Raw genomic sequence first — 23165 nt, 5'->3', positions numbered from 1 at the left:
ACCGCTCAGCGACAGAGGCCTTCCATGACCTGGCGGGCCTGATCCAGTCGATCGCCCGGACAGAGCAGGATGACGTCATCCCCAGCAAGCAACCGCAGATCACCTGCAGGAATCAGCCTATGCTCGCACCTGCGCAGACCGACGACGGCGCATCCGTTCGGCCAGGGGACCTGCCCCAGCAGACGACCAGCCGCCGGACTGCCATGCTCTATGGGAAACTCCACGGTGATCCTGTCAGGGACCTGGGCATCGGGAGCATGCCCTCGGCGGTAACGCTCCAACAGAGCCTCGTAAATAGGCTGGACACCCAGCAGATCAGACACCATCAGGGCTGTGAAGGCGCACAGAGCCACGGGGAGCATATGGACCAGAGAGCCGGACATCTCCACTGTCAGCAGAATGGAGGTTATTGGAGCCTTGACCGAGGCCGTCAGGGTGCCTGCCATGGCGCAGACCGCACAGACCGGAATGATCCGGACAGGCATTCCCAAGGCTGCCGCGCCCATCCCGCATAGGGATCCAGCCAGCGTACCGACTGCCAGGATGGGCATAAAGATGCCGCCAGGGGCGCCGCTGCCGAAGGAAGTGGCTGTAAAGAGCATCTTGACCAGCAGCAGAACCAGCAGGTTGATGGCCACCGACCAGGCCACCTCACGAACGCCTTCCGCCTTGCCGATCAAGTCCTCGCCACCACCCAGAACAGCAGGCAGCAGCAATCCGACCGGAAGGGCAAGGAAGAGGGAGATCACCGGTCCCAGCTTTGAGGGCAGATGGCTGTATAGGCTCTGCGCAACCAACAGCAGGCGGTTCATGGCAACCCCCACCAGGCCGGCCATCAGCCCCAGGGGAATCATCAGCAGATACTGGGCGATGGTCAGCTGGGGCAACGCAGTGAAGTCCAGGACAGGACGCAGGCCGAAACGGTTCTTGGCGATAAAATCGGCGCTCAGGCAGGCCATGGCCGCCGACAGAAGGATCATGGGAGAGAAGGACCGGTGGATCTCCTCCAGAGCGAAGACCATCCCCGACAGCGGCGCATTGAATGCTGCAGACAGACCGGCAGCCGCGCCGGAGGTCACCAGGCAGGTCTCCTCCACACGATCTCGGCGCAATCCTCGGGAAACCAGCTGGGAACCAGCCGCGCCGATCTGCACCGATGGGCCCTCGCGGCCCAGGGACAGGCCGAACATGCCGCAGGCCAGACCACCCAGAAATCGTACGCCCAGCACAGGCAGGGCGGGCATGCGCATGCCGCGGATGACCACCCCCTCCACCTGCGGAATGCCGGAGCCGGAGGCCATGGGAACCCGACCGACCATCCAGGCCAGGGCAAGACCTACCGCCAGGACGGCCGGCAGCCATGGAAGAATCATCAGAGGCTGGTCGCGCATCTGCGCGTAGGCCCATCGAGCGAACCTGGTGCCATAGCCGATGCCCTGCCGGTAGAGCACCACCAGCACTCCCACCAACAGTCCGCAACAGGCCGCCCTGAATGCCACAAGCCACCGGCCTGCCCGACCTGGTCTGGTCACCCGCATCGGTCGGTGACGACAATCCTGATCCTCATTATCTGCCGACTTCCTTCTCCAAGGCAGATTCCGCCTCACCGGCCTGCTCACTTCCTTCCCGCGTGCGCGACAGCTTCCAGCTTCCTCCGGGGCGGAGACCCGAGGATGATTTCAGTCGACGACATTATTCATGGGGAGTATGAACACCCGAGAGGCCAGCTTGCGGGCAAGGTCCGGCAGGCAGGAGCCAGGCAGGCAGATAGACACATCATCAGAGCCCAGCGGCAGCGCGGTCTGTTCATCAGTCGCCGTCAGATCACCGTCCAGGACGACGGTGTCCACCTGGCCTTGATGACCCACAAGATCCAGCAGCGAGACACGGCCCGGCATTGTATCCAGACATTTGCGCAAGGTGGCAGCCGAGGCCATGTGCAGCCTCCGGCATCCGACAAGTTCCCGCACCTGCCGCAGATCAGGACGCCTTATGCCCCTGGCCACCACGAGCATCAGCAGCCCTCCGGCATCCTCCAGCAACAGGAACTTGGACAGGTTATCGGCAGACAGTCCCAGTATGTCGGCAATGCCCAGAGCCAGGCCCTGGTCAATGGTGTCCAAAGGGGGATGCTGAGCAAGGCGCCAGCTCGCCCCTGAATCATCCAAAAGGGTTCGCACGTCCGCTGGCACAAGCTTTTCATTCAGATGAGCCGCGCCGGGTTCGGGCGCTGACCATGATCCGCGGCCTCCCGTTTTCGCAGACGCCGAGTCATTCATTGATCACCTCCGAATCAGGCTTCAGCTCCTTTTCCTTCCGTCCGATGCGCTTTCGGTTGATGCGGTAATAGGCGTTGAACAGACCGCCGGCGGTCAGCGCAACAACCAGGAGGATCAGTAACCAAATGTTCTTTTCTATGTCAACGGTTTCAAGCAGTTCATAAGCAGATGAGATCATCTTCAGCCAGCCTGCAACTGACACGTAATACCAGGCGGTCGCCTGATCAAGGAAGCTCAGGGCGCGTCGGCGCTCGGACCTGGTTCTGGTAGCCTGACGAAGAATTTCATACCCGCGTTGGCGCTCCTGCTTGATCTTGACACTGGGGACCAGCCACCACCAGGGCGAGATTTTGCTCCAATTCTTGCTGATCTGGTCGAAGCCATCCAAAAGCTCCTGATATTCCTGCAGCTCCATCAGTCCTTGAAAAAGTGGGAAGCTGAAAAGCAACCAATCTCCGAGCAGCGAAACAATGGCAATGAATAGATGCACAGCCTGGCCTTTCCTTGCAAAGACGACGCACAACGGTCGGTTCCCATGACTGATCACGGGCCCCTTTGTCATTGTAGACGCCAAAGTCCAGTCCGGACCGTCACCATGCCCATGCTTCTGCCCTGATGCCATGACAAATCGCAGCCATGGATGCGAGAATGCCCCGAGATCACTCTCAGGGCACTTATCAGGCGGACAGGGCGGGATTCGAACCCGCGGTGACTTGCGCCACAACGGTTTTCAAGACCGTCTCTTTCGACCGCTCAGACACCTGTCCATTAGGCGTGCCGATTAGGCACGCCATTTATCATACGGCATCAGACTCCATCAGACCACCGCCGGAATGTCGGCGAATCCTGACACAACGACTCACCCCTCCCAGGCCCTGGGCTCAATGACCTCCTTGCCGCCCACATAGGAGCGCATGGCCTCAGGCACGACGATGGAGCCGTCGGCGTTCTGGTGGTTCTCCAGGATGGCGACCAGCCAGCGGGTGGTGGCCAGGGTCCCATTGAGCGTGCTGACAGGACGGGTGGAACCGTCCTCCAGCCGCTCACGCTCATTGAGGCGACGGGCCTGGAACTCGGTGCAGTTGGAGGTTGATGTCAGCTCACGATACCTACCCTGGGTGGGGACCCAGGCCTCGCAATCGAACTTGCGGGCTGCCGAGGATCCAAGGTCTCCTGCGGCAGTGTCGATGATCCTGTAGGGCACGTCCACCTTGGCCAGCATCTCCTGCTCCATGGCCAGCAGCTGCTTGTGCTGGTCGCGGGAGTCCTCCTGCTTGCAGTAAACGAACATCTCCACCTTGTCGAACTGGTGGACGCGGATGATGCCCATGGTGTCCTTGCCGGCGGAACCAGCCTCGCGCCGGTAGCAGCTGGACCAGCCGCAGTAGCGCAGCGGGCCCTTGCTCAGATCCAGGATCTCATCCTCATGCATGCCTGCCAAGGAGACTTCAGAGGTGCCTACCAGATACTGGTCGTCAGGCTCGCGCAGACGGTAGATCTCGTCAGCATGGGCATTCAGGAAGCCGGTGCCTGCCATGACTTCAGGGCGGACCAAGGTGGGCGTAATGGTGGGAATGAACCCATGCTCCATGGCCTGGTCCACGGCCATGGTCAGCATGGCAATCTCCAGCCGGGCCACATCACCGCGCAAGAAGTAGAAGCGGGAACCGGAAATCTTGACGCCCCTGCGCATGTCGATGCCAGCCACGCCTACGCCCAGTTCCAGGTGGTTCCTGGGTTCGAAACCCTCCTTGGCGAAGTCGCGCGGGGTGCCGACCTTCTTGACCACCACGTAATCGTCCTCGCCACCCTCGGGCGCCTCAGGCTCCACTACGTTGCTGAACTTCCACATCAAATCGGCGTACCTGGCGTTGGCTTCGTCGGAGGCTGCCTTGCAGGTGTTCACCTTCTCGGACAGGCTCTTGGTCCCGGCCAGAAGGTCGGCTTTCTCATCAGGAGACGCCGAACCCATGCGCTTGCCGAGCGACTTCTGCTCAGCCCTGCATCTCTCGTAATCCTGGAGTGCAGCCCTGCGCTCGCTGTCCGCCTTCAGCACCTCGTCGACGAGTTCCACCGATTCGCCGCGTTTACGCTGTGATTCACGGACAACATCCGGATGCTCCTGAATGAACCTGATATCTAACATATCTGAATTGTATGACTTTCAGGGGACACGAAAACCGACCCCGCACAACTCTTTCCGAGCCACATGGCCCCTGCTGCAGCCGGTCCGGCCGCCGCCAACCAAGGCAGCCATGACGGAAATACAGACGGGAACCATCCCTCCCTTATATGCGTCTGCCACGCATCACTTGCCGAATACAGTCTTGCGGAAGCGTTTGCCGGTAGGGGTGCCCGCCAAGCCGCCGATGCCGGTCTCCTTCAATGATGAGGGCATGCTCTCGCCGATAGACTTCATAGCTGCGATGACCTCGTCAGGCGGGATCCTGCTGACACCACCCGATAAGGCGATATCAGCAGCGATCAAAGCATTGGCAGTGCCGATGGCGTTGCGGTTTACGCAAGGCACTTCCACCAGACCGGCCACAGGATCGCAGACAAGTCCCAGCAGATTGCTCATGGCTATGGCGAAGGCCTGGGCACTGGCATCAGGGTCGCCTCCTGCACCCTCAACCGCAGCAGCGGCAGCCATTCCGGATGCGCTGCCCACCTCAGCCTGGCAGCCGCCTGTAGCTCCAGAGATCATCGCCTTGTTGGCCGTGACCAATCCGAAAGCTCCTGCAGTGAACAGGCAGCGGATCAGCCCATCGTCATCCATCCCCAGTTGATTCTTGAGCACGGTGAGCACTCCGGGCAGAGTGCCCGAGGAACCGGCCGTAGGCGTCGCGCAGATGATGCCCATGGCCGCGTTGACCTCATTGGTAGCCATGGCGGCCTCGACAGCCTGCAGGATGGCATCGCCGCTCAGGCTGGTTCGTGTTTTCCGGTAATGCTCCAGCAGAGCCGCCTGGCCACCGCTCAGCCCAGTCTTGGAAAACACGCCATCACCCTGGGACCCTCTGGCCACGGCAGCCTGCATGACCTTCAGATTCCTGGCCATTCTTGCCCAGATCTGCTGACGGGCCTGGTGCGAACGCCGCACCTCCTCATCGATGGCCACTTCAGATATCGACGAGCCGTGCTCTTCGGCCATACTCACGAGTTCAGCAATCGAAGTGAACATGCGCCATGCCTCCTAGTCGATATAAATCATCCTGGACGAGTGACCCGCGATCTGCTTCTGCTGCTGCGCGGACAGCGGATTGTCCAAATCGAACTCGTAAACCGCCATGCCGGCCGGACCCTCGGGCTCATACCTGGTCTGCTTGGTCACGCCCTCTTCCCGAAGCAGATCACGTATGCGCTCCAATCGCCGACCGGCGCCCTTTTCGGATTCATCCAGTTCCACTAGCAGGATGGGCAGAAGCCCAGGAGTAGTGATCAGGCAGCCGTCCAAGTTGATACGCTGCACTTCAATGGTCCCACCCCCGATGGAACAAGCTGAGTAGATTATCCGACCGGCTGGGCCCCGCAAGTCCAGAACGGCGGTGTTCGGGTGGTCGATGGGACTGTGCTCGTCCTCCTCGTGGAAGGTCATATCCATACCCTGCCTGCGGGCGATGCCAATGGCATCAGGCACCCGAGGGTCATCCGGGGCAAAACCCAGCAGACCACTGATAATGGCATAGTCGGTACCGTGACCGCTGTGCGTGCGAGCGAAAGAATCATAATAATGAATATCGGCACGGCTTGGAACACCCCCAGCAAGGATGTGTCCAACCCGGCCAATTGCCACTGCCCCTGCTGTATGCGAGCTGGAAGGTCCAATCATGATGGGGCCTATAATGTCAAAAACGCTCTTGTACTTATCCATGCCTGCCTCCTCTCCCCATACCCCCTGGCTTTCCCGGACTTCCAGCGCACGAAGCCGTTGCAACTCCAGACCGAGGGGACCACATGGACCGTGTGCAATCATAACTTTGCGTTTTTCATAATTCAATCGGCTCATACCGTCAGCGTGATTGCTGTAGAGGGTTCGTTCACGTCGGACACACCCGAGGACATCGGGTCGGCACCGCGCGCACAATGGAGTCATGCCAATTCCAGCGGTCGTCATTTTCGGCATCCTGGCGGTGGCGGCTATTGTAGTCACCGCAGTGGTGCTGATCGTCCGCGCCCAAAGACGGCATAAGTTCGCCATGCAGATACTGGCCCGGGACGACGACCAACTCAGCTATGCTTTCGTCATCAATCCCTCCAAACCCCAGGCCGTCGCCGCCCGCGAGCGCATCCAGCAATACTGCCGGGACAAGGGCATCCGCGAATTCAGCTTCATCGAAACCCAACTGGATCGAGATGGGAAAGCCTGTGCCCGCATAGCACTGGAGCGTGGAGTCAATGTAGTCGTTGCCGTGGGCGGGGACGGGACTGTACGTACCGTAGCCAGCGCCATGGCATCCAGCGATCATGTCATGGGCATCATCCCTATCGGGACAGGGAATCTCTTCGCAAGGAACATGGGCATTCCCGTAGGCGATCTGGACGCCGCCCTGGCCGTGGCCACCTCGCACGGGTCCACCCAGGTCGACGTGGGCCGCATGGCCTTGCTTGATGGAGACAATAAAGAGCAGGGCCGTGGTCATGCCTTCCTGATCATCGCCGGCATCGGCTTCGACGCTCTGATGATTGACGACACCGATCCTAATCTGAAGAAGACGGTCAGTTGGCTAGCTTATTTCATCAGCGGCGCCAAGCATCTGTTCGCACCCAAGTACACGGCCGACATCGCCATCACCCGGCCTGACCAGGTCACACAGACCAACACCTCAGTGACCTTCCGCACTTTCATGGCCGGCAATTGCGGGGAGATTCCAGGATTCTCCCTCATGCCCGCCGCCTCCTACGAGGACGGTATCCTGGACTTCGAGATCATCGACACCTCAGCTGGCCTGATCGGCTGGGCCAACCTCTTTGGAGATGTGATGCACCAGACCATCACCCGCAAAGCCAGCCAGAGCCCCCTATCCACCAACTCCACCATCGTCCAGCTGCAAGGAACCAAGGCGGATATCCGCTTGGAGAAGCCCGCCCTTGCCCAAGTGGACGGCGACATTCTGGGCGAGACCCGCCATATTGCGCTCAGCGTGGAGCACCGGGCCCTGAACGTGCGCGTGCCCCAGTCCGACTGAGACCGAAAGAACCTGTTGCACATCTGTCCGCTTTCTCATGCCGGGGTGGCATGATGGGAGCCATGACAGCACAGAATGCGGGCAGGCCTGCCAGCCCAGAAGATCTTATCAACGTCGACGATCTGATTGGCAGATACTACGATCTCATCCCCGACCCTTCCGTCCCCTCCCAGCGCGTGTCATTCGGCACTTCCGGGCATCGTGGCTCCGCCCTGACGACCTCCTTCAACGAGGCCCACATCGTGGCCATCAGCCAGGCCATAGCCGAACAGCGAGCCAAGGACGGGGCCACCGGACCGCTCTACCTGGGCCGCGACACCCACGCCCTCTCCCTGCCCGCCTGGAAGACGGCCATCGAGGTCCTGACAGCAAACGGGGTACGGGTGCGCATTGACGCCAATGATGACTACACGCCCACACCCACCGTCTCCCAGGCCATCCTGACGCACAACCGGGCGGCCGACGGCACCCAACGCTTCTCCGGCAAGGATTTGGCTGACGGCATCGTGGTCACCCCCTCTCATAACCCACCCACTGACGGCGGATTCAAGTATGACCCGCCCACAGGCGGTCCGGCTCCGGCCGAAACCACCAACGCCATAGCGCAACGGGCCAATGAGCTTCTGGGCGACTACAAGCGGGTCAAGCGGATTCCCTTTGAGGATGCCATTAAATCCGACCTCGTGGAGCGCTTCGACTACCGGGAACACTACGTGGCTGACCTGGGCAATGTCATCGACTTTGATCTGCTCAGATCTTCCGGGGTGCGTCTGGGCATCGATCCGCTGGGCGGCGCCTCGGTCAACTACTGGCCGCTGATCAATGAAAAGTACGGCCTGAACATCGGCATCGTCAACCCAGAGGTGGATCCGACCTGGCGGTTCATGACCATTGACCACGATGGGAAAATCCGCATGGATCCCAGCTCACCCTATGCCATGAAGGGTCTGGTTGATCGCCTCAACGCCGGGGCCTGGGACTCCTACGACCTGGTGGGCGGCACCGATCCGGATGCCGATCGGCATGGCATCGTCTGTCCAGGAACCGGCGTTATGAACCCCAACCACTACATTGCCGTCTGCGCGGAATACCTCTTCTCGGGCAACCGACCCGGATGGCCCCAAGGCGCCGGCATCGGCAAGACCCTGGTCTCCTCCTCCCTGATCGACCGCGTGGCTGCCTCCATCGGCGCCAGGCTGATCGAGGTGCCTGTAGGCTTCAAGTGGTTTGTCAACCCCCTCTTCAAGGGCGAGGTGGCCTTCGGCGGCGAGGAGAGCTCCGGGATGAGCTTCCTGCGCCGGGACGGCCGTGTCTGGACAACGGACAAGGACGGGCTGATCCCTGACCTCCTGGCTGCCGAAATCACAGCCAAGACCGGAAAGAATCCGGCTCAGCTCCACCAGGAGCAGGTGGAACGCTTCGGCCAAAGCTGGTACAAGCGAGTGGACACCCCTGCCACGTTGGAGCAGAAGCAAAAGTTCGCTCAGTTGAACGGCGACAATGTGACGGCTTCCACCCTGGCGGGCGAGCCCATCACTGCCAAGCTGACCGAGGCCCCGGGCAATGGGGCCAAAATCGGAGGCATCAAGGTAACCACCGAGAACAACTGGTTCGCCGCCCGCCCCTCCGGCACCGAGAACATCTACAAGGTCTACGCCGAATCCTTCGTTTCCCCTGAGACCCTGGATCAGGTTCTGGACGATGCCGACCAGGTGGTCACCAAAGCTCTGGGCTGAGCTTCAGACAAGACCCCTGCCCTCCTCCGCGACAGTCATCGCTGGGGCGGGGGTTCTCTATTTTCCTGTTTAAACTGAAACTATGACCAATGACAAGAATCTGGTCGTCTCCACCGACGGCAGTGCACTGAGCAATCCCAATGGCCCCATGGGTTGGGCTTGGGCCGATCACCAGGGCGGCGACGCAGATGCAGGCGGCGCCAGCAACGGCACCAATCAGATTGGCGAACTGTGCGCCGTGCTGCAGGCCCTGCGCGCTCACCCAGGCGAGCGCCCGCTGGTCATCGAAACCGACTCCCAATACGCCATCAACTGCTCCTCCACCTGGGTGCCCGGGTGGAGGAAGAAAGGGTGGAAGAACTCCCAGGGCAAGCCGGTCAAGAACCGCCCGCTTATTGAAGCCATCGACCAGGCGATCCAGGCACGGGCGGGATCGGTCAGGTTTGTCTGGGTCAAGGGACACGCCGGCAACACATTCAACGAAAAAGTGGACACCCTGGCCCGCGGCTACGCCACAGCTGCAGGCAAGGGCGACCGGGAAGGCTGTCTTCCTATCGAAGGCTGGCGTTCGCTGCTGGCCTCCCCCTATGCCAAAGGCACGCAGGTACCGCCCGCAGTCAAGGAGGAGCTGGACGCAGGACCCCGAGTTCTGGACGAGCTGGGCCGCAAGAAGGTTCGCCTGGACCAGGAAGAGCAGAAAGATCTAGCCGAAACCGCCGTCGAGTCCCAGGCTGTGGATCCCGAGCAGGCCGAATCTGTAGAAGCAACAGCTGATGCAGACGATGATGCGAAGCCCGAGGCCATCAATGGCATGCCCGACCCCGACTTAACCGATAGTCAGGAAGACGAACTCGGGCCGGCTTTCAAGGGCACCTCGGACGCCGATGCAGTTGACCAGGAGACCAAGGACTCCGGGGCCCGGGGGCTGAGAGCCAGCGGTCGCATCCGCATCACGCCGCCTCCTTCCGGCAGCAGCATGTTCACGGGACAGGACCTGCATATCGTCGGCAGCATCGATATAGATGCGGACATTGACCCTGACGGCTTCGTGACCATCCAGGAGGCGCCTTTCCGCCTGCATGCCATCGAAGTGGAGGATTAAGCGGCTTCTGGACCGTCAGGGGCCATCGTCTAAACTGGAGTGAACCTGAACCAACAAGACCCGCAGACATCAGCTGTTAAGCGCATGCGGGCATGAAGGAGCGTGTATGGACAAGACCGAGCAGGACAGACTGAAGAAGGCCGCCGGCATCGAAGCAGCCAAGCTGGTCGAGAACGGCATGACCGCCGGGCTGGGCACCGGATCCACGGTTCGGTTCTTCGTGGATGAACTGGGACGGCGCGTCAAGGAAGAGGGTTTGGAGTTCACCGGCGTGACCACCTCCCGGCGGACCAAGGAACAGGCTGAAGGCTATGGAATCCGCATCGTCGACATCGACCAGGTGGATCACATCGATGTCACCATCGACGGGGCCGACGAGGTCGACAGGGACTTCAACGGCATCAAGGGCGGCGGCGCAGCCCTGCTCTGGGAGAAAATCGTGGCCGTCAACTCTCGAAGGATCGTCTGGATCGTGGACGAGTCCAAGGTGGTCGACACCATCGGCCGCTTCCCCCTGCCCGTGGAGGTCATCCCCTTCGGCGAGCGCCACGTCCTGGATCGCTTTAAGGAACGCGGCTATAACCCTGTCCTGCGGATGGACGGCCAAGGGCAGCCGGTTCTGACAGACGAGCACAACCACATCATTGATCTGCATCTGGAGCGGATTGATCACCCACAGGATCTGGCCCAGGACCTGATCAACACCGTGGGAGTCGTGGAACACGGCCTCTTCCTCAACATGGTCGACACGGTCATCGTGGGCGATCCCAACGGGCCCCGGGTCATGACCAACGCCAACAAGTGAGCATCAGCTATCATCCCGCATCCTGGCTGGAAGTATCCGGCTGGCCACGATGACCGGCGATGATATGCATGAAGCCCCCTGCGTCCATTCGATGCGGGGGGCTTCGTCGGCCCTGAGGGCCAAAGTCATAAAGCTACTTGCGCTGGTGACGAGTCTTGCGCAGCAGTTTGCGGTGCTTCTTCTTGCTCATCCGCTTGCGGCGCTTCTTGATGACAGAACCCATCCGAGCCTCCGATCCTTAGTTACCTGGAAGTGTCCAACTTGCTTATTCTACACCGCTTACGGGACGACTAGAGCGGAAAGGCCTTGTAGAAAGCCTCCAGTGCAGCCCGCTGGCCCTGAGCGCGGAAGACCACCGTATCATTCTGCCAGATGACCAATGCCTTGTGCTCGTCGCTGCCATCCGCCTTCTCCAGGTAGGATCCGGTGACCGTGCCGCCGCTGCGAACATTGCCCGAGGCCAGCTCCTTGCCGGACATGCCCGTGGACTGGCTGTCATAGAGCGCCTTGGCATCTTCGCTCCTGGACCACTGAGCCAGGTGGAGGCTCACATCCCCGCCCGACCTGCCGGTGGAGTAGACCAGGTTGTACTCCTCGATAGGCGTACGGGTGCTCCATTCGCTGTCAGAATCCGCTTTGACGCGGGCGAACTCGCCCACCGTATCAGGCATGGCCTTGAGCAACTCGGAAGCCGAATCAGGAAGGGGCGCTGCCGTGGCCTTGGGGCTGCTGGCTTGCGGGGGTTGAGAGGAAGCGGAAGCCGAGTCCTGGGCGACGGACTCTTGGCTGCGCACCGCCCAGTGAGGCCAGACGAAGGCCGATAGAAGCACTAGGACGACCACCGCTGCAAGGGCGATGACCAGACCGATCCGTCGACGGCGCTGCCTGGCATGCGCTGAGGAGTCAGAGGAAGAGGACACGGATTCAGAAGGATTGTCAGCCATGTCTCCATTCTCTCATGGGCAGGGTGTCGGCACTGCGAAGATGCCGTAAAAGCCCAGCTCATCGTCCCTGAATCCCGATAGCGTGCAGGTATGGCCAAGACGACGACGCAATATGTGTGCACGGAGTGCGGATGGACCGGCGGCAAATGGTTCGGACGCTGCCCGGAATGCGGCCAGTGGGGAACGATCGAGGAATTCCATGAAGCCCGTCTCGTAGGTGCGGGCGGGGGTCTGTCCACCTCCGGCGGCAGCCATACGGCACCTGCGCCCCCGAAGAACGGCCTGGCCCGGCCCATCACCCGGGTAGGCACGGACCTGGTAAAGCGCATTCCCACAGGATTCGAGGAATTCGACCGGGTCCTGGGCGGAGGCATCGTGCCCGGGTCAGTCATCCTCTTGGCCGGCGAGCCGGGCATAGGCAAGTCCACCCTCCTGCTGGAGACCGCCGGCCGCGTGGCCGACCGGGGAGGCGGAAAAGGCAAGGTGCTCTATCTGTCAGGCGAGGAGTCCCAGGCCCAGGTGCGGATGCGGGCCAGTCGGGTGGGAGCGCTCAAGGACCCACTATTGCTGGCTTCGACGACCGACCTTGCCACGGTGCTTGGGCTGATCGAGCGCGAGAAGCCGACACTGGCCATTGTGGACTCCGCCCAGACCATCGTCTCCAGCCAGGTTGACGGCATCTCCGGGGGCTCCACCCAGGTACGCGAGGTGGCCATCAGCCTGATCGACATGGCCAAATCGCACGACATCCCCATCCTCCTGGTTGGCCACGTGACCAAGGACGGCTCCATCGCCGGGCCGCGGACCCTGGAGCATCTAGTCGATGTGGTCTGCCAGTTCGAGGGCGATTCCCAGACCGCGTTACGCCTATTGAGAGCCGTCAAGAACCGTTTCGGCCCCACCGACGAGGTTGGCTGCTTCGACATGGGCGAGCAGGGCATTGAGGAGGTCAGCGATCCCACTGGGCTCTTCCTGTCCACGACCGGGCAAGAGGTTGAGGGCACCTGTGTGACCTTCACCTTGGACGGCCACCGCAGCCTGCCCATCGAGATCCAGGCCTTGGTTACTTCGTCTGTCCTGCCCACGCCCAGGCGCAACACCAACGGGATCGACGCCAACCGTCTGGCCATGCTAGCTGCGGTGCTCTACCGCCACGGTCGCGTCAACCTGCTGACACGGGACCTGTATGTGTCCACCATCGCCGGCGGGCTGGCCAAGGAACCCGGATGTGATCTGGCCATCGTGGCCGCCCTGGCCAGTGCAGCCAAGTCCCGACCCATCCAGCGCACGACCTGTGCCATGGGCGAGATATCGCTGACCGGGCAGGTCAGGCCAGTGCCTCAACTCAATCACCGGCTGCAGGAGGCCGCTCGGCTGGGATTCACCCAGGCACTGGTCCCGCCCGACCGGCATTCAGTAGCCCGAAAGCCCATCAAGGGACTGAAAGTGGTCGAGGTCACCTATCTGGCCGAGGCTCTGGATGCACTGGGACTGGTCTGAGCCCGATGGCCGCTGGGCCCTATCGCACCCTATGGCGCTCACCTGCCGACTCGTTAACCTGCCGGACTAGGATGGAGTCGCTGGAAGACCGACACCCACCATCTCGCGAGGAGCAGATCAGCATGACCAACTTCACCAGGAAAACCGTACGCAGACTGACGGCGGCTGCACTCACGACGGTCACGCTCATGGCCGGCGCGGCCTGCGGCTCCTCATCGAGCAGCAGCGAGCAGTCAGCGGCCAAGCAGGACATCACCCAGCAGACCATCAAACCCGGCACCCTGACCATTGCCACTGGAGACCCGGCCTACGCCCCCTACGTGCAAGACAACAAGCCTGAATCCGGCAAGGGCTACGAGGCAGCCGTTGCCTATGCAGTAGCAGAGAAAATGGGATTCGACAAGGCGCACGTCACCTGGACCAGGACCACCTTCGATGCCGCCATCGCCCCGGGAAGCAAGGACTACGACCTGAACATCCAGCAGTTCTCCATCACCCCGGAACGTCGACAGGCTGTGGACTTCACTCCCAGCTACTACAACTCCACCCAGTCGCTGGTGGTCAGAAAGGACTCCTCATACGCTTCCGCCACCTCCCTTGCCCAGATCAAGGACGCCAAGATAGGGGCCATGGTCGGCTCCACCTCCTACGAGATGGCCCACAAGCTGGTCAAGCCTGACATCGACACCTTCAATGACGACGTGGCCTCGTCCCAGGCCTTGGATGCCAACCAGATCGACGCGCTGGTCGTAGACACCCCCTCAGCCGTGACCATGGTCGATTCCAAGCAGGTCAAGGATGCCAAGATCCTCGGGCAGATCAAAGGATCGCAGGACCCGGAGGGCATGGGCATAGTCCTGCCCAAGGGCTCCAAGCTGACCCCGGCCGCTTCCAAGGCTGTCACCACCCTGAAGAAGGATGGAACCCTGGACAAGCTGCAGAAGCAGTGGCTGCACGTCTACACCTCCCTGCCCACCCTGGGCTGAGAGAAGAAAGGAAACCTTGTCGTTCATGGCTCCCTCGGCACAGGACGCAGTCAGCGATATCCAACGGGAACGGGAACGCTATGGCCGTCGACAGAATCTGCGCTCCGTGGCAATCAGCATCGCCAGCACACTTGTACTGGCCCTGCTGATTGCCCTAGGGCTGCACGCCTCACCCGGTTGGCCCCGAGTCAAGCAGTCGTTTTTCTCCGGTGCCTACTTCGCGAAAGCCTTCCCCAAGGTCCTCCAGGGGCTCTGGCTCAATCTTGAGGTTCTCTTCTTCGCAGTCATCGGCGTGGCCCTACTGGGCACCCTGCTGGCCATGATCCGCACCAGCCGGAACCCGCTGCTCTTTCCCCTGCGGGTGCTGGCCCAGGTCTACACCACGATCATGAGGGGCATCCCCATGATCGTGGTCCTCTACCTGATCGGCTTCGGCATCCCCGGACTGGCTATCTTCAACCGGATTCCGGCAGCCCTGCTGGGCACTGTGGCGATCATCCTCTCCTATTCGGCCTACATCGCCGAGGTGCTCAGGGCCGGCTTCCAGGACGTCGGCCCCTCCCAGAGGGCGTCGGCCCGCTCACTGGGCCTGACTTCGGGACAGACCATGCGTCTGGTCGTCATCCCCCAGGCCCTGCGCAAGGTGGCTCCGGCACTGATGAACGACTTCATCTCCATGCAGAAGGACGTGGGGCTAATTTCGGTTCTGGGAGCCGTTGACGCAGTCAGGGCGGCCCAGATCATCGTGGCCACTTCCTACAACTTCACTCCATACGTGGTGGCCTCGGTGCTCTTCATCGCCACCTCGGTTCCCTTCATTCTTCTCAACGACTGGTATTCCAACCGACTGCGCAAGCGCGAACAGAGCGGAGGCATGGTATGAGCGAACAGGCAGGCCCCGATCAGAACCAGCCGGTACTCCGTTTGGAGGATGTGCGCAAGACCTACCCTGGGGGCAACAAGGTTCTGCGCGGTATCTCCATGACCATCATGCCTCATGAGACCGTAGCCCTGCTGGGCCCCTCGGGGTCAGGCAAATCCACCCTGATGAAGTGCATCAACCTGCTGGAGACTGTCAACGACGGCAGGATCTGGCTGGGCGGCACCGACATCACCGATCCCAGAATCAACCAGGATGCCTGCCGGGCCAGAATCGGCGTGGTCTTCCAGCAATTCAACCTCTTCCCCCACATGAACGTCCTGAAAAATGTGACTCTGGGAGCCGTCAAGGTCCACGGCATGGCCAAGGACCAGGCCAGGGAGCGGGCCCTGGAACTGCTGGACCGGATCGGCATGAGGAAGAAGGCCGGAGCATACCCCGACCAGCTCTCCGGCGGCCAGCAGCAGCGGGTGGCCATCGTCCGAGCCCTGATGACCGACCCGGAACTGCTCCTGCTGGATGAGATCACCTCAGCCTTGGACCCCATGCTGGTGGGCGAGGTCCTGGCCATGGTCTCGGAGCTGACCGCCGGCGGCACCACCATTCTCATGGCCACCCACGAAATGAGTTTCGCCCATCACGCAGCCAACCGAGTGGTTCTGCTGCTGGACGGTGTCATCGCTGAGAATGGAACGCCGCAAGAGGTCATGGACAAGTCGGAGAATCCGCGCACCAGGGAGTTCTTCAGCCACTTCCGAGGGCTGTGAGTTCCCGAGTACCTTCAGCTTTCAATTGGCGGAAAACACCTTTCCTGAAGCCTTGGTCAGCTCCAGGGTGCGATCGGCGTCCAAGACCAGCTGTCGTTTGAGCGGCTCCTCGCCCGCATACCGTCTCTGACCGCGCAGACGGCTGAGGAACTCCACTCGTACCCGGTGACCGTACAGGTCCACCCAATCCGGCCGGACGGCATTGGCCTCCAGGATTCTCGGCATCTGCTCGCCTGGGGCCAGGAAGGTCTCCTTGGTGCCGATGGAGATGGCGGCGGGCATCCGCCAAGGCGAGCCCTGAGCCAGCCGACCCTCCCGGCACTCCGAGATCGCCATGGGATCCGTAGGCAGACCCAGGTCGACCAGCCAGCCTGCATAGACTCCATCTGCGGGCATCATCCCCTGGCTGTCGGGAGCAAGGTTGGCAGTCGGGAAGCCCAAGCGACGACCCCGCTGCTCCCCATGGACCACTGTGCCTTGGACCATGTGCGGCCGTCCCAGAATATCCAGGGCCGCATCCACATCGCCGTCAAGGATCAACTGCCGAAGGTGGGAGCTGCTCCAGGCTCTTGCCCGACATCGCTCCAGACCGTCAGCGTCAGGCAGGGTGCAGTCGCCTGGACCCTGGTCGTCCACGACTTCCAGGTTGAACAGTCCTGTGTCCGCCAGGTCGCCGATGGCTTTGATATCGCCGATTCGCCCTGCGCCCATCTGCGCATCGCGGCCCAGGACCAAGGTCCGCATGGCCAGCTGTTCGGTAAGCTGCTTGAGGAAGAACCGATAGGATTTGGCGGCAAAGGCCAGCGTGTATCGCACCACCACAACCTGTCCCATCCCCAGCTGGGCCATCAGCCGCAAGCGCTCATCTAGCGGCATGATCTGATCAGGGTCATGGTGAATCAGGTCCAGAGATGGTTCAGCCATGTCATGGCTGTCAGCATAGCTGTGGACCAGTTTGGGACTGGGGTCGAAGACCAGGGCCATAGGCTGGTCCTGGTCCTTGGCAGCGAGCTCTGCCACCCGGCGCAGGAGGGCCTGATGACCCCGATGCATGCCATCAAAGACACCGATAGTGACCACGCTGGACCGGGCCCCCAAGGTTCCCGGCCACCTGACAATGCCCGACTCATCCGGGCTGACCTGGCTGACCTTCATCCGCATCCCATCACTTAGTCATGGCGGCCCCGAACCCGGGCACCGATAATTCCTTAAGCACTGTATTCCCACAGTCGCACCCTGACAAGGCCCTTGGACTGAATCCGAGCCTGCACACTCAGGCCTCGGGGTGGAAGACCACATCCGGCTTGGCCCCGCCTCGTGAACTGGGCGCTAGGATGGCAGCCAGGCGCTGCCTGCCCTCAGGTCCGGCCAGGCCGGCCGTGGGCCCAGCGACAGGCAGATCCAAGAATCCACCATTGGCCACTCTGGCGGCCTGATCGGCATCCAGGCTCAGGACGGGCATGCTCATACGTGCCGCCTGTGCCAAACCCAACGAACCATCCAAGATCGCCTGCCGGTCACGGTCCAGAACCATACGACTGCGGACAACCGTCTGACCTTGCCGGTTCCGGTAGGTGTGAGGGGCCACGTGACCGCCCAGTACCCTGGATGTCAGGTCGGAATCCTCCAGATCGAATGGACCCACACGAATCCTTCTTAAGGCAGTCAGGTGGCCGCCCAGATCCAGTCGCTCGCCCAGATCGCGAGCCAGGGCTCGGATGTAGGTGCCACTGGAGCAGGTCACCTCCACATCCGCATCGACCACTCTGGTGCCCTGGTCGGGCAGATCCACACGGCGAAAGTCAAGCAGACGGAAGGATACGATCCGAATGCGGCGGGGTTCCAGCTTGACCTCCTGGCCTGCGCGAGCCAGGTCATAGGCCCGTCTGCCCTCGACCTTGATGGCGGAGAAGGCATCAGGCACCTGGTCGATCCAGCCGGTGAAGCAATGATCAATCAAATCCTGCAGACCCTGGGCTGTCAGCTCGTCCACCTTCTGCGCTGCTCCAGGACGCACCGGCAGCGAATCCCCGTCCGCATCGTCCGTGGTGGTGCCCAGTCCCAGGCGCATGGTGGCCCGGTAGGTTTTGTCATGGCCGACGATGACCGTCAGCAACCGCGTAGCCTGGCCGAACCCTATGACCAGCAGGCCAGTGGCCATAGGATCCAAGGTCCCGGCATGGCCCACGCGACGCATTCCGAGGCCAGAGCGGACGGCAGCCACCACATCATGGCTGGTCACACCACTCGGCTTGTCGGCAAGGATGATGCCCGAGGTCGGTTCATCATGGCCGGAATCCACCACGCCCGACGACTCAGCGGTCGGATTCATCCGCATCCTCTGCCACAGGTTCGTCAGGGACGAAGCCTGACTTATCGGTCTCTTCTTCGTCGTCATGCCTATATGGGTCGGGGTCGCCGGCATATCTGGCATTGACTCGCGCCTTGGCCATGGCCTCGTCCCGGTGACGGGCCGCGGTCAGCACATCCTCGATCTCGGTAGCCTCGGCAGGCACCTCATCGTAGATGAAGCGCAAGGCAGGCGTCAGCCGGAGACCGGCCCGAGCGCCGACTAGGGTGCGCAGCCTGCCGGAGGCCTGCCTCAGGGCCTGCTGGGCACGCTTGCGTTCCCCGGCCTCGTGTCCGGACCGGCCCAGCTGAGTCCAATAGACCTTGGCTATCTGCAGATCGTTGGTGACCCGGACCTCAGTGACGGTGACCCCTGCCAGGCGCTTGTCGTGCATCTGGGACTCCAGCGCGGAGGCCACAACCCGTTGTATCAGGGCTGCTATGCGTACAGCGCGGGGATTTCCAGCCATCGTGATTCCTTTCTCGAACCGTCTATGACCAAAGTCGTATTCATGGACATCCGCCCCGGCCAGGGAGTACCCGGACCGGGGCGGATCGCCATGGACCTTCCGACATGTGGCCGGATGGTCGACAGGCTCTACTTGCGTTCCACTTCCTGCATCTCGTAGGTCTCGATGATGTCGCCCACCTCGATGTCGTTGAAGGAGCCCAGGTTGATGCCAGCCTCGTAGCCTTCGGACACCTCGTTGACATCGTCCTTGAACCGGCGCAGGGAGGATATCTCCAGGTCGTTGATGGTGACCACCCCGTTGCGGGCGATGCGAGCCTTGGTACCCCGCCTGACGGTGCCGTCCTGAACCATGACGCCCGCGATGTTGCCGAACTTGGAGGAGCGGAAAATCTCGCGGATCTCGGAGTGGGAGGTGGTGACCTCCTCGTACTCCGGCTTGAGCATGCCCTTGAGCGCAGCCTCGATGTCCTCGATGGCGTTGTAGATGACCGAGTAGTACTTGATCTCCACGCCCTCGCGGTCGGCCAGATCTTGGACCTGCCTGTTTGGCCGGACGTTGAAGCCGATGATAACGGCCTTGTCGACCGTGGCCAGGTTGACGTCGTTCTGGGTGATGGCGCCTACGCCCCGGTGGATGACCTGAATCCCGACCTCGTCGGAGACTTCGATCTTCATGAGGGAGTCCTCCAAGGCCTCGACCGAACCGGAGGAGTCGCCCTTGATGACGATGTTGAGCATGTCCACCTCGGACTTGGCGAACTGCTCCTTCAGGCTCTCCAGAGAGACCACCTTGCGGCGCTTGGCCAGTTGAGCGGCACGGGCCGAAGCCTCGCGCTTCTCGGCGATCTGTCGAGCGGTGCGATCGTCGGGCGCAACCAGGAAGAGGTCGCCAGCGGTGGGCACCGAGGTAAGCCCCAGCACCTGTACGGGTGTGGATGGGCCTGCAGCATCCATCTGCCGACCGTTCTCATCCAGCATGGCGCGCACACGGCCATAGGCCGATCCAGCCACGATGGCATCGCCCACATGCAGGGTCCCCTGCTGGACCAGCACAGTGGCCACAGCCCCGCGGCCCTTGTCCAAGCGGGCCTCGACAGTAGCGCCGCGGGCATCCATGTCGGGGTTGGCCCGAAGGTCAAGATCGGCATCGGCAGTCAGTAGGACGGCCTCCAGGAGCTTGTCCACGTTGGTGCCCAGCTTGGCGGAGATGTCGACGAACATGGTGTCGCCGCCGTACTCTTCGGATACCAGGCCAAATTCGGTCAGCTGACCGCGTACCTTCTGGGGATTGGCTCCCTCGACATCGATCTTGTTGACAGCCACCACGATGGGTACATGAGCTGCCTGCGCGTGGTTGATGGCCTCCACGGTCTGCGGCATGACACCGTCATCCGCAGCCACCACCAAGACAGCCACATCGGTCAGCTCGGCACCACGGGCACGCATGGCCGTAAAGGCCTCGTGGCCAGGGGTATCGAGGAAGGTGATCTTGCGATCCTCCCCGTCCAGGGTGACCGTGGCCTGGTAGGCCCCGATGCGCTGGGTAATGCCGCCAGCCTCCTGGGTGGTCGTGTTGGTCTTGCGGATGGTGTCCAGCAACCGGGTCTTGCCGTGGTCGACGTGGCCCATGACCGTAACCACCGGAGGCCTGGGCTGCAGGTTGGCATCATCCTGGCCCTCACGTTCTTCGTCCAGGTTGATGTCGAACTGCTGAAGAAGCTCCTTGTCCTCCTCCTCGGCTGAGACGATGCGGATCTTCCATCCGATCTCGTCGCCCAGGATTTGGAAGGTGGCCTCATCCAGGGACTGGGTGGCCGTCGCCATCTCGCCCAAGTGGAAGAGCACCGTAACTAGGGCGGCGGGATTGACGTTGATCTTGTCGGCCAGGTCGGCCAGGGTGGCGCCCTGACGCAGCTGGACAGTCCGCCCGTTGCCTGCGGGGATGCGCACGCCGCCGATGACGGGTGCCTTCATCTCCTGGAATTCATGCCTCTTGGCCATCCGATTCTTGCGTGCCTTGGAGGACTTGCCTCCCTGGCGACCGAAGGCTCCAGCAGCGCCGCCGCGGCCGCGACCGCCACGGCCTGAACCGCCACGGAAGCCGCCTGAGGGTGCCGACGAAGCGCCGCCGAAACGGCCGCCGCCCTGATGCGTCTGCTGGCCGGGGCGGCTATGGCCCCACTGTCCTGGACGGGCGCCCTGCCCGGAACGGCCGCCGCGACCGTTGCGGAATCCGCCCCGGCCCCTGCGGGAATCGTTGACGGTGGGCCTGGCCATGGGATGCGGCCTGGGGATGTCTGAAGGCATGGGGGCCTTCATCCCCTGCTTGCGGCTGAAAGGATTGTTGCCTGGACGAGGCGTGGATGCTCCCGGCCGTGCGCCATGACGCGCGGCTGCAGCGTTGGATCCGCCGGGGCGGCCATTGTTGCGCGACCCCTGGGGGCCGGGCCTGCCCATGGCTGAAGGCTTGGGCCCACGGGACTGATTGCGCTGCTCATGCTCATTGCGGTTGCCCTGGGGGGCACCGGGCTTGGGGAAGTGGCCACCGGGACGCTGCTGACCCCGAGGGGCGTCGCCACCTGCCGAAGGCCGATGGCCCTGTCCGGGCTTTGGCGCTGGCATAGATTTCTGAGTGCTGCCGGACTGCGAGCGGCCATGCTGACCCTGGCCGCTTCCATGATTAGGGCTGCCGGGGCGTGCATTTCGTGCAGCGGCCTGGCCGGCGTCGCCCTGTCCCTTCTGAGGGAAAGCGTTCTTGAGTCGACGAACCACGGGGGCCTCGACAGTGGAGGATGCGGACTTGACGAACTCGCCCATGTCCTTCAATTTCGCCAGAACAGTCTTGCTGTCTACGCCAAATTCCTTGGCCAGCTCATACACGCGTGCTTTGGGCACTTACTTTCTCCTTACCGGACCGCGCATATGACCGGCGCGATCACTCTTTGATGACGGCGAACATATCCTGTCTCATCGTGCGACCATGATCGTGTTACCTCGTCTCTGTGCCGGGGCCGACGGCATGAACCACCGGACTCGGGATACCGGATCCAGCATACTCGCGTCGTCGGATGTTTGCTCTCAGGCGTCTTCACCAGCAGCCGAAGCCGATTGCGCCTGCAGCTCCCGCAATTTTTGCTGGTGGGCCTCCTCGGACTCGATGCCGATCTTCCAGCCCGTCAGCTTGGCGGCCAGACGGGCGTTCTGGCCCTCTTTGCCGATGGCCAGGGAGAGCTGGGCGTCCTTGATAAAGGCAATGGCCGTGCGGTTGGACTCGCTGACGATCTGCACCTGGCGGACCACGGCCGGGGACAGGGCCGCCGCCACGAACTCAGCAGGATCCTTGGACCAGTCCACAATGTCGATCTTCTCGGGTCCCAGATTCTCCATGACGGCACGGACGCGAGCGCCAGCTGGACCGATCAGTGCACCTTTGGGATTGACCCCCTTGGTGTTGGCACGGACCGCAATCTTGGTTCTGGCCCCGGCCTCGCGAGCAATGGCCATGATGGAGACTGCGCCGGAGACCAGCTCAGGCACCTCACGCTCAAAGAGACGGCGAACCAGCTCCGGGTGGGAACGCGACACGATGATTTCCGGCCCCTTGAGCCCACGGGAGACATTGACCACGTAAACGCGGATCCGCTGGCCGTGCCGATAATGCTCTCCAGGCACCTGCTCGCGGCGGGGCAAAATGGCTTCGACATTGTCCACAGCCACATGCGCATTGCCGGGATCGCTGGCATCCTGCTGTACGACTCCGGTGATCAGATGGCCCTTCTGGCCCGAGAAAGCTCCGAAAACACGCTCGTCATCAGCCTGACGGAAGAGCTGACGGATGACCTGGCGGGCCGTCGAGGCCGCCAGTCGATCGAAGTCCTTCGGCGTGTCGTCGTATTCCTCGCCCAGATCATATCCCGGTTCAGGCTCTTCTGGGGTGGACTCTCGAGCGATCTCGTCCTGTGCCCAAATGGTAAAAGTCCCTGCACGGTCGTCCAGCTCCACCCGTGCGTGCTTGGCTGCGTGAGGCGACTTCTGGTAGGCCAGAAGAAGGGCCTCGCTCAGTGCTTGATCCAAGGTCTCGGCATCAATCCCTTGTTCGTGTGCCAGCTGATGAATTTCAGCCAGGTCCAGTTCCATGTCAAGACCTCCTATGAAG

General features: G+C 62.0%; 21 protein-coding genes and 1 tRNA gene. 8 read left to right on the top strand and 14 right to left on the bottom strand.

Annotated features, from left to right (window positions below; translation table 11 throughout):
* Positions 1–5 precede the first annotated feature (5 nt).
* From J3T93_RS00815 to J3T93_RS00785, 7 genes are all read right to left on the bottom strand, one after another.
* A complete protein-coding gene (locus tag J3T93_RS00815; protein WP_416378817.1) occupies positions 6–1538 on the bottom strand; it encodes a ClC family H(+)/Cl(-) exchange transporter in 1533 nt (510 codons plus the stop codon).
* Positions 1539–1679: 141 nt separating this feature from the next.
* Positions 1680–2123, bottom strand: coding sequence for a YbaK/EbsC family protein (locus J3T93_RS00810; protein WP_267430163.1), 444 nt, complete (start codon positions 2121–2123; stop codon positions 1680–1682).
* Between the two features lie 148 nt (positions 2124–2271).
* Positions 2272–2901, bottom strand: coding sequence for a hypothetical protein (locus J3T93_RS00805; protein ID WP_267430162.1), 630 nt, complete (start codon positions 2899–2901; stop codon positions 2272–2274).
* 60 nt (positions 2902–2961) lie between these two features.
* Positions 2962–3046, bottom strand: a tRNA-Ser gene (locus J3T93_RS00800).
* Positions 3047–3138: 92 nt separating this feature from the next.
* Positions 3139–4425: a serine--tRNA ligase gene (gene serS / locus J3T93_RS00795; protein ID WP_267399423.1), complete on the bottom strand. Its 1287-nt coding sequence runs from the start codon at positions 4423–4425 to the stop codon at positions 3139–3141.
* Between the two features lie 162 nt (positions 4426–4587).
* The gene (gene sdaAA / locus J3T93_RS00790; RefSeq protein ID WP_267399422.1) at positions 4588–5463 is read right to left on the bottom strand and encodes an L-serine ammonia-lyase, iron-sulfur-dependent, subunit alpha; all 876 of its coding nucleotides are present in this window, start codon (positions 5461–5463) and stop codon (positions 4588–4590) included.
* A 12-nt stretch (positions 5464–5475) separates the two neighbouring features.
* Positions 5476–6153, bottom strand: coding sequence for a serine dehydratase beta chain (locus tag J3T93_RS00785; RefSeq protein ID WP_267399420.1), 678 nt, complete (start codon positions 6151–6153; stop codon positions 5476–5478).
* 220 nt (positions 6154–6373) lie between these two features.
* On the opposite strand from J3T93_RS00785, the gene J3T93_RS00780 reads away from it, so the two are divergent.
* The 4 genes from J3T93_RS00780 to rpiA all read left to right on the top strand — a co-directional run bounded on the left by J3T93_RS00780 (position 6374) and on the right by rpiA (position 11111).
* The gene (locus J3T93_RS00780) at positions 6374–7468 is read left to right on the top strand and encodes a diacylglycerol/lipid kinase family protein (protein ID WP_267430161.1); all 1095 of its coding nucleotides are present in this window, start codon (positions 6374–6376) and stop codon (positions 7466–7468) included.
* A gap of 62 nt (positions 7469–7530) precedes the next feature.
* On the top strand, positions 7531–9204 hold the full coding sequence (gene pgm, locus J3T93_RS00775; RefSeq protein ID WP_267430160.1) for a phosphoglucomutase (alpha-D-glucose-1,6-bisphosphate-dependent): 1674 nt from the start codon (positions 7531–7533) through the stop codon (positions 9202–9204).
* Between the two features lie 82 nt (positions 9205–9286).
* Complete coding sequence (locus J3T93_RS00770; protein WP_267430159.1) at positions 9287–10306, top strand: ribonuclease H family protein; 1020 nt, start codon at positions 9287–9289, stop codon at positions 10304–10306.
* A gap of 106 nt (positions 10307–10412) precedes the next feature.
* A complete protein-coding gene (gene rpiA / locus J3T93_RS00765; RefSeq protein ID WP_267430158.1) occupies positions 10413–11111 on the top strand; it encodes a ribose-5-phosphate isomerase RpiA in 699 nt (232 codons plus the stop codon).
* A 133-nt stretch (positions 11112–11244) separates the two neighbouring features.
* On the opposite strand, the gene J3T93_RS00760 is transcribed toward rpiA, so the two are convergent.
* A complete protein-coding gene (locus tag J3T93_RS00760) occupies positions 11245–11334 on the bottom strand; it encodes a 30S ribosomal protein bS22 (protein WP_004268639.1) in 90 nt (29 codons plus the stop codon).
* 67 nt (positions 11335–11401) lie between these two features.
* Positions 11402–12055 (bottom strand): hypothetical protein, encoded by a 654-nt coding sequence (locus J3T93_RS00755; RefSeq protein ID WP_267430157.1) that lies wholly within the window; start codon positions 12053–12055, stop codon positions 11402–11404.
* A gap of 90 nt (positions 12056–12145) precedes the next feature.
* Here J3T93_RS00755 and radA point away from each other — a divergent pair, with 90 nt between their 5' ends.
* From radA to J3T93_RS00735, 4 genes are all read left to right on the top strand, one after another.
* A complete protein-coding gene (radA, locus tag J3T93_RS00750; RefSeq protein WP_267430156.1) occupies positions 12146–13555 on the top strand; it encodes a DNA repair protein RadA in 1410 nt (469 codons plus the stop codon).
* Positions 13556–13677: 122 nt separating this feature from the next.
* Entirely contained in the window at positions 13678–14541 is an 864-nt protein-coding gene (locus J3T93_RS00745; RefSeq protein WP_267430155.1) for an ABC transporter substrate-binding protein, read from the top strand.
* 25 nt (positions 14542–14566) lie between these two features.
* Entirely contained in the window at positions 14567–15424 is an 858-nt protein-coding gene (locus tag J3T93_RS00740) for an amino acid ABC transporter permease (RefSeq protein ID WP_024626763.1), read from the top strand.
* Entirely contained in the window at positions 15421–16188 is a 768-nt protein-coding gene (locus J3T93_RS00735; protein ID WP_267430154.1) for an amino acid ABC transporter ATP-binding protein, read from the top strand. Before J3T93_RS00740 ends, J3T93_RS00735 begins: the two co-directional genes overlap by 4 nt.
* Before the next feature lie 21 nt (positions 16189–16209).
* Here the strand turns inward: J3T93_RS00735 and ribF are convergent, their stop codons facing one another.
* The 5 genes from ribF to nusA all read right to left on the bottom strand — a co-directional run bounded on the left by ribF (position 16210) and on the right by nusA (position 23146).
* Entirely contained in the window at positions 16210–17343 is a 1134-nt protein-coding gene (gene ribF / locus J3T93_RS00730) for a bifunctional riboflavin kinase/FMN adenylyltransferase (RefSeq protein ID WP_267430153.1), read from the bottom strand.
* A gap of 118 nt (positions 17344–17461) precedes the next feature.
* Positions 17462–18520 (bottom strand): tRNA pseudouridine(55) synthase TruB, encoded by a 1059-nt coding sequence (truB, locus tag J3T93_RS00725; RefSeq protein ID WP_267430152.1) that lies wholly within the window; start codon positions 18518–18520, stop codon positions 17462–17464.
* Positions 18504–19007, bottom strand: a complete 504-nt coding sequence (rbfA, locus tag J3T93_RS00720) for a 30S ribosome-binding factor RbfA (RefSeq protein ID WP_267430151.1) — start codon at positions 19005–19007, stop codon at positions 18504–18506. The genes truB and rbfA overlap by 17 nt, the downstream gene beginning before the upstream one ends.
* Positions 19008–19135: 128 nt before the next feature.
* On the bottom strand, positions 19136–21904 hold the full coding sequence (infB, locus tag J3T93_RS00715) for a translation initiation factor IF-2 (protein ID WP_267430150.1): 2769 nt from the start codon (positions 21902–21904) through the stop codon (positions 19136–19138).
* Positions 21905–22087: 183 nt separating this feature from the next.
* Entirely contained in the window at positions 22088–23146 is a 1059-nt protein-coding gene (gene nusA / locus J3T93_RS00710) for a transcription termination factor NusA (RefSeq protein WP_267430149.1), read from the bottom strand.
* Positions 23147–23165 lie beyond the last annotated feature (19 nt).

Origin of the sequence: Bifidobacterium sp. B4111 (assembly GCF_026537235.1) — a bacterium.
Classification (GTDB): Bacteria; Actinomycetota; Actinomycetes; order Actinomycetales; family Bifidobacteriaceae; genus Bombiscardovia.
This window is presented reverse-complemented; position numbering and strand designations above follow the sequence as displayed.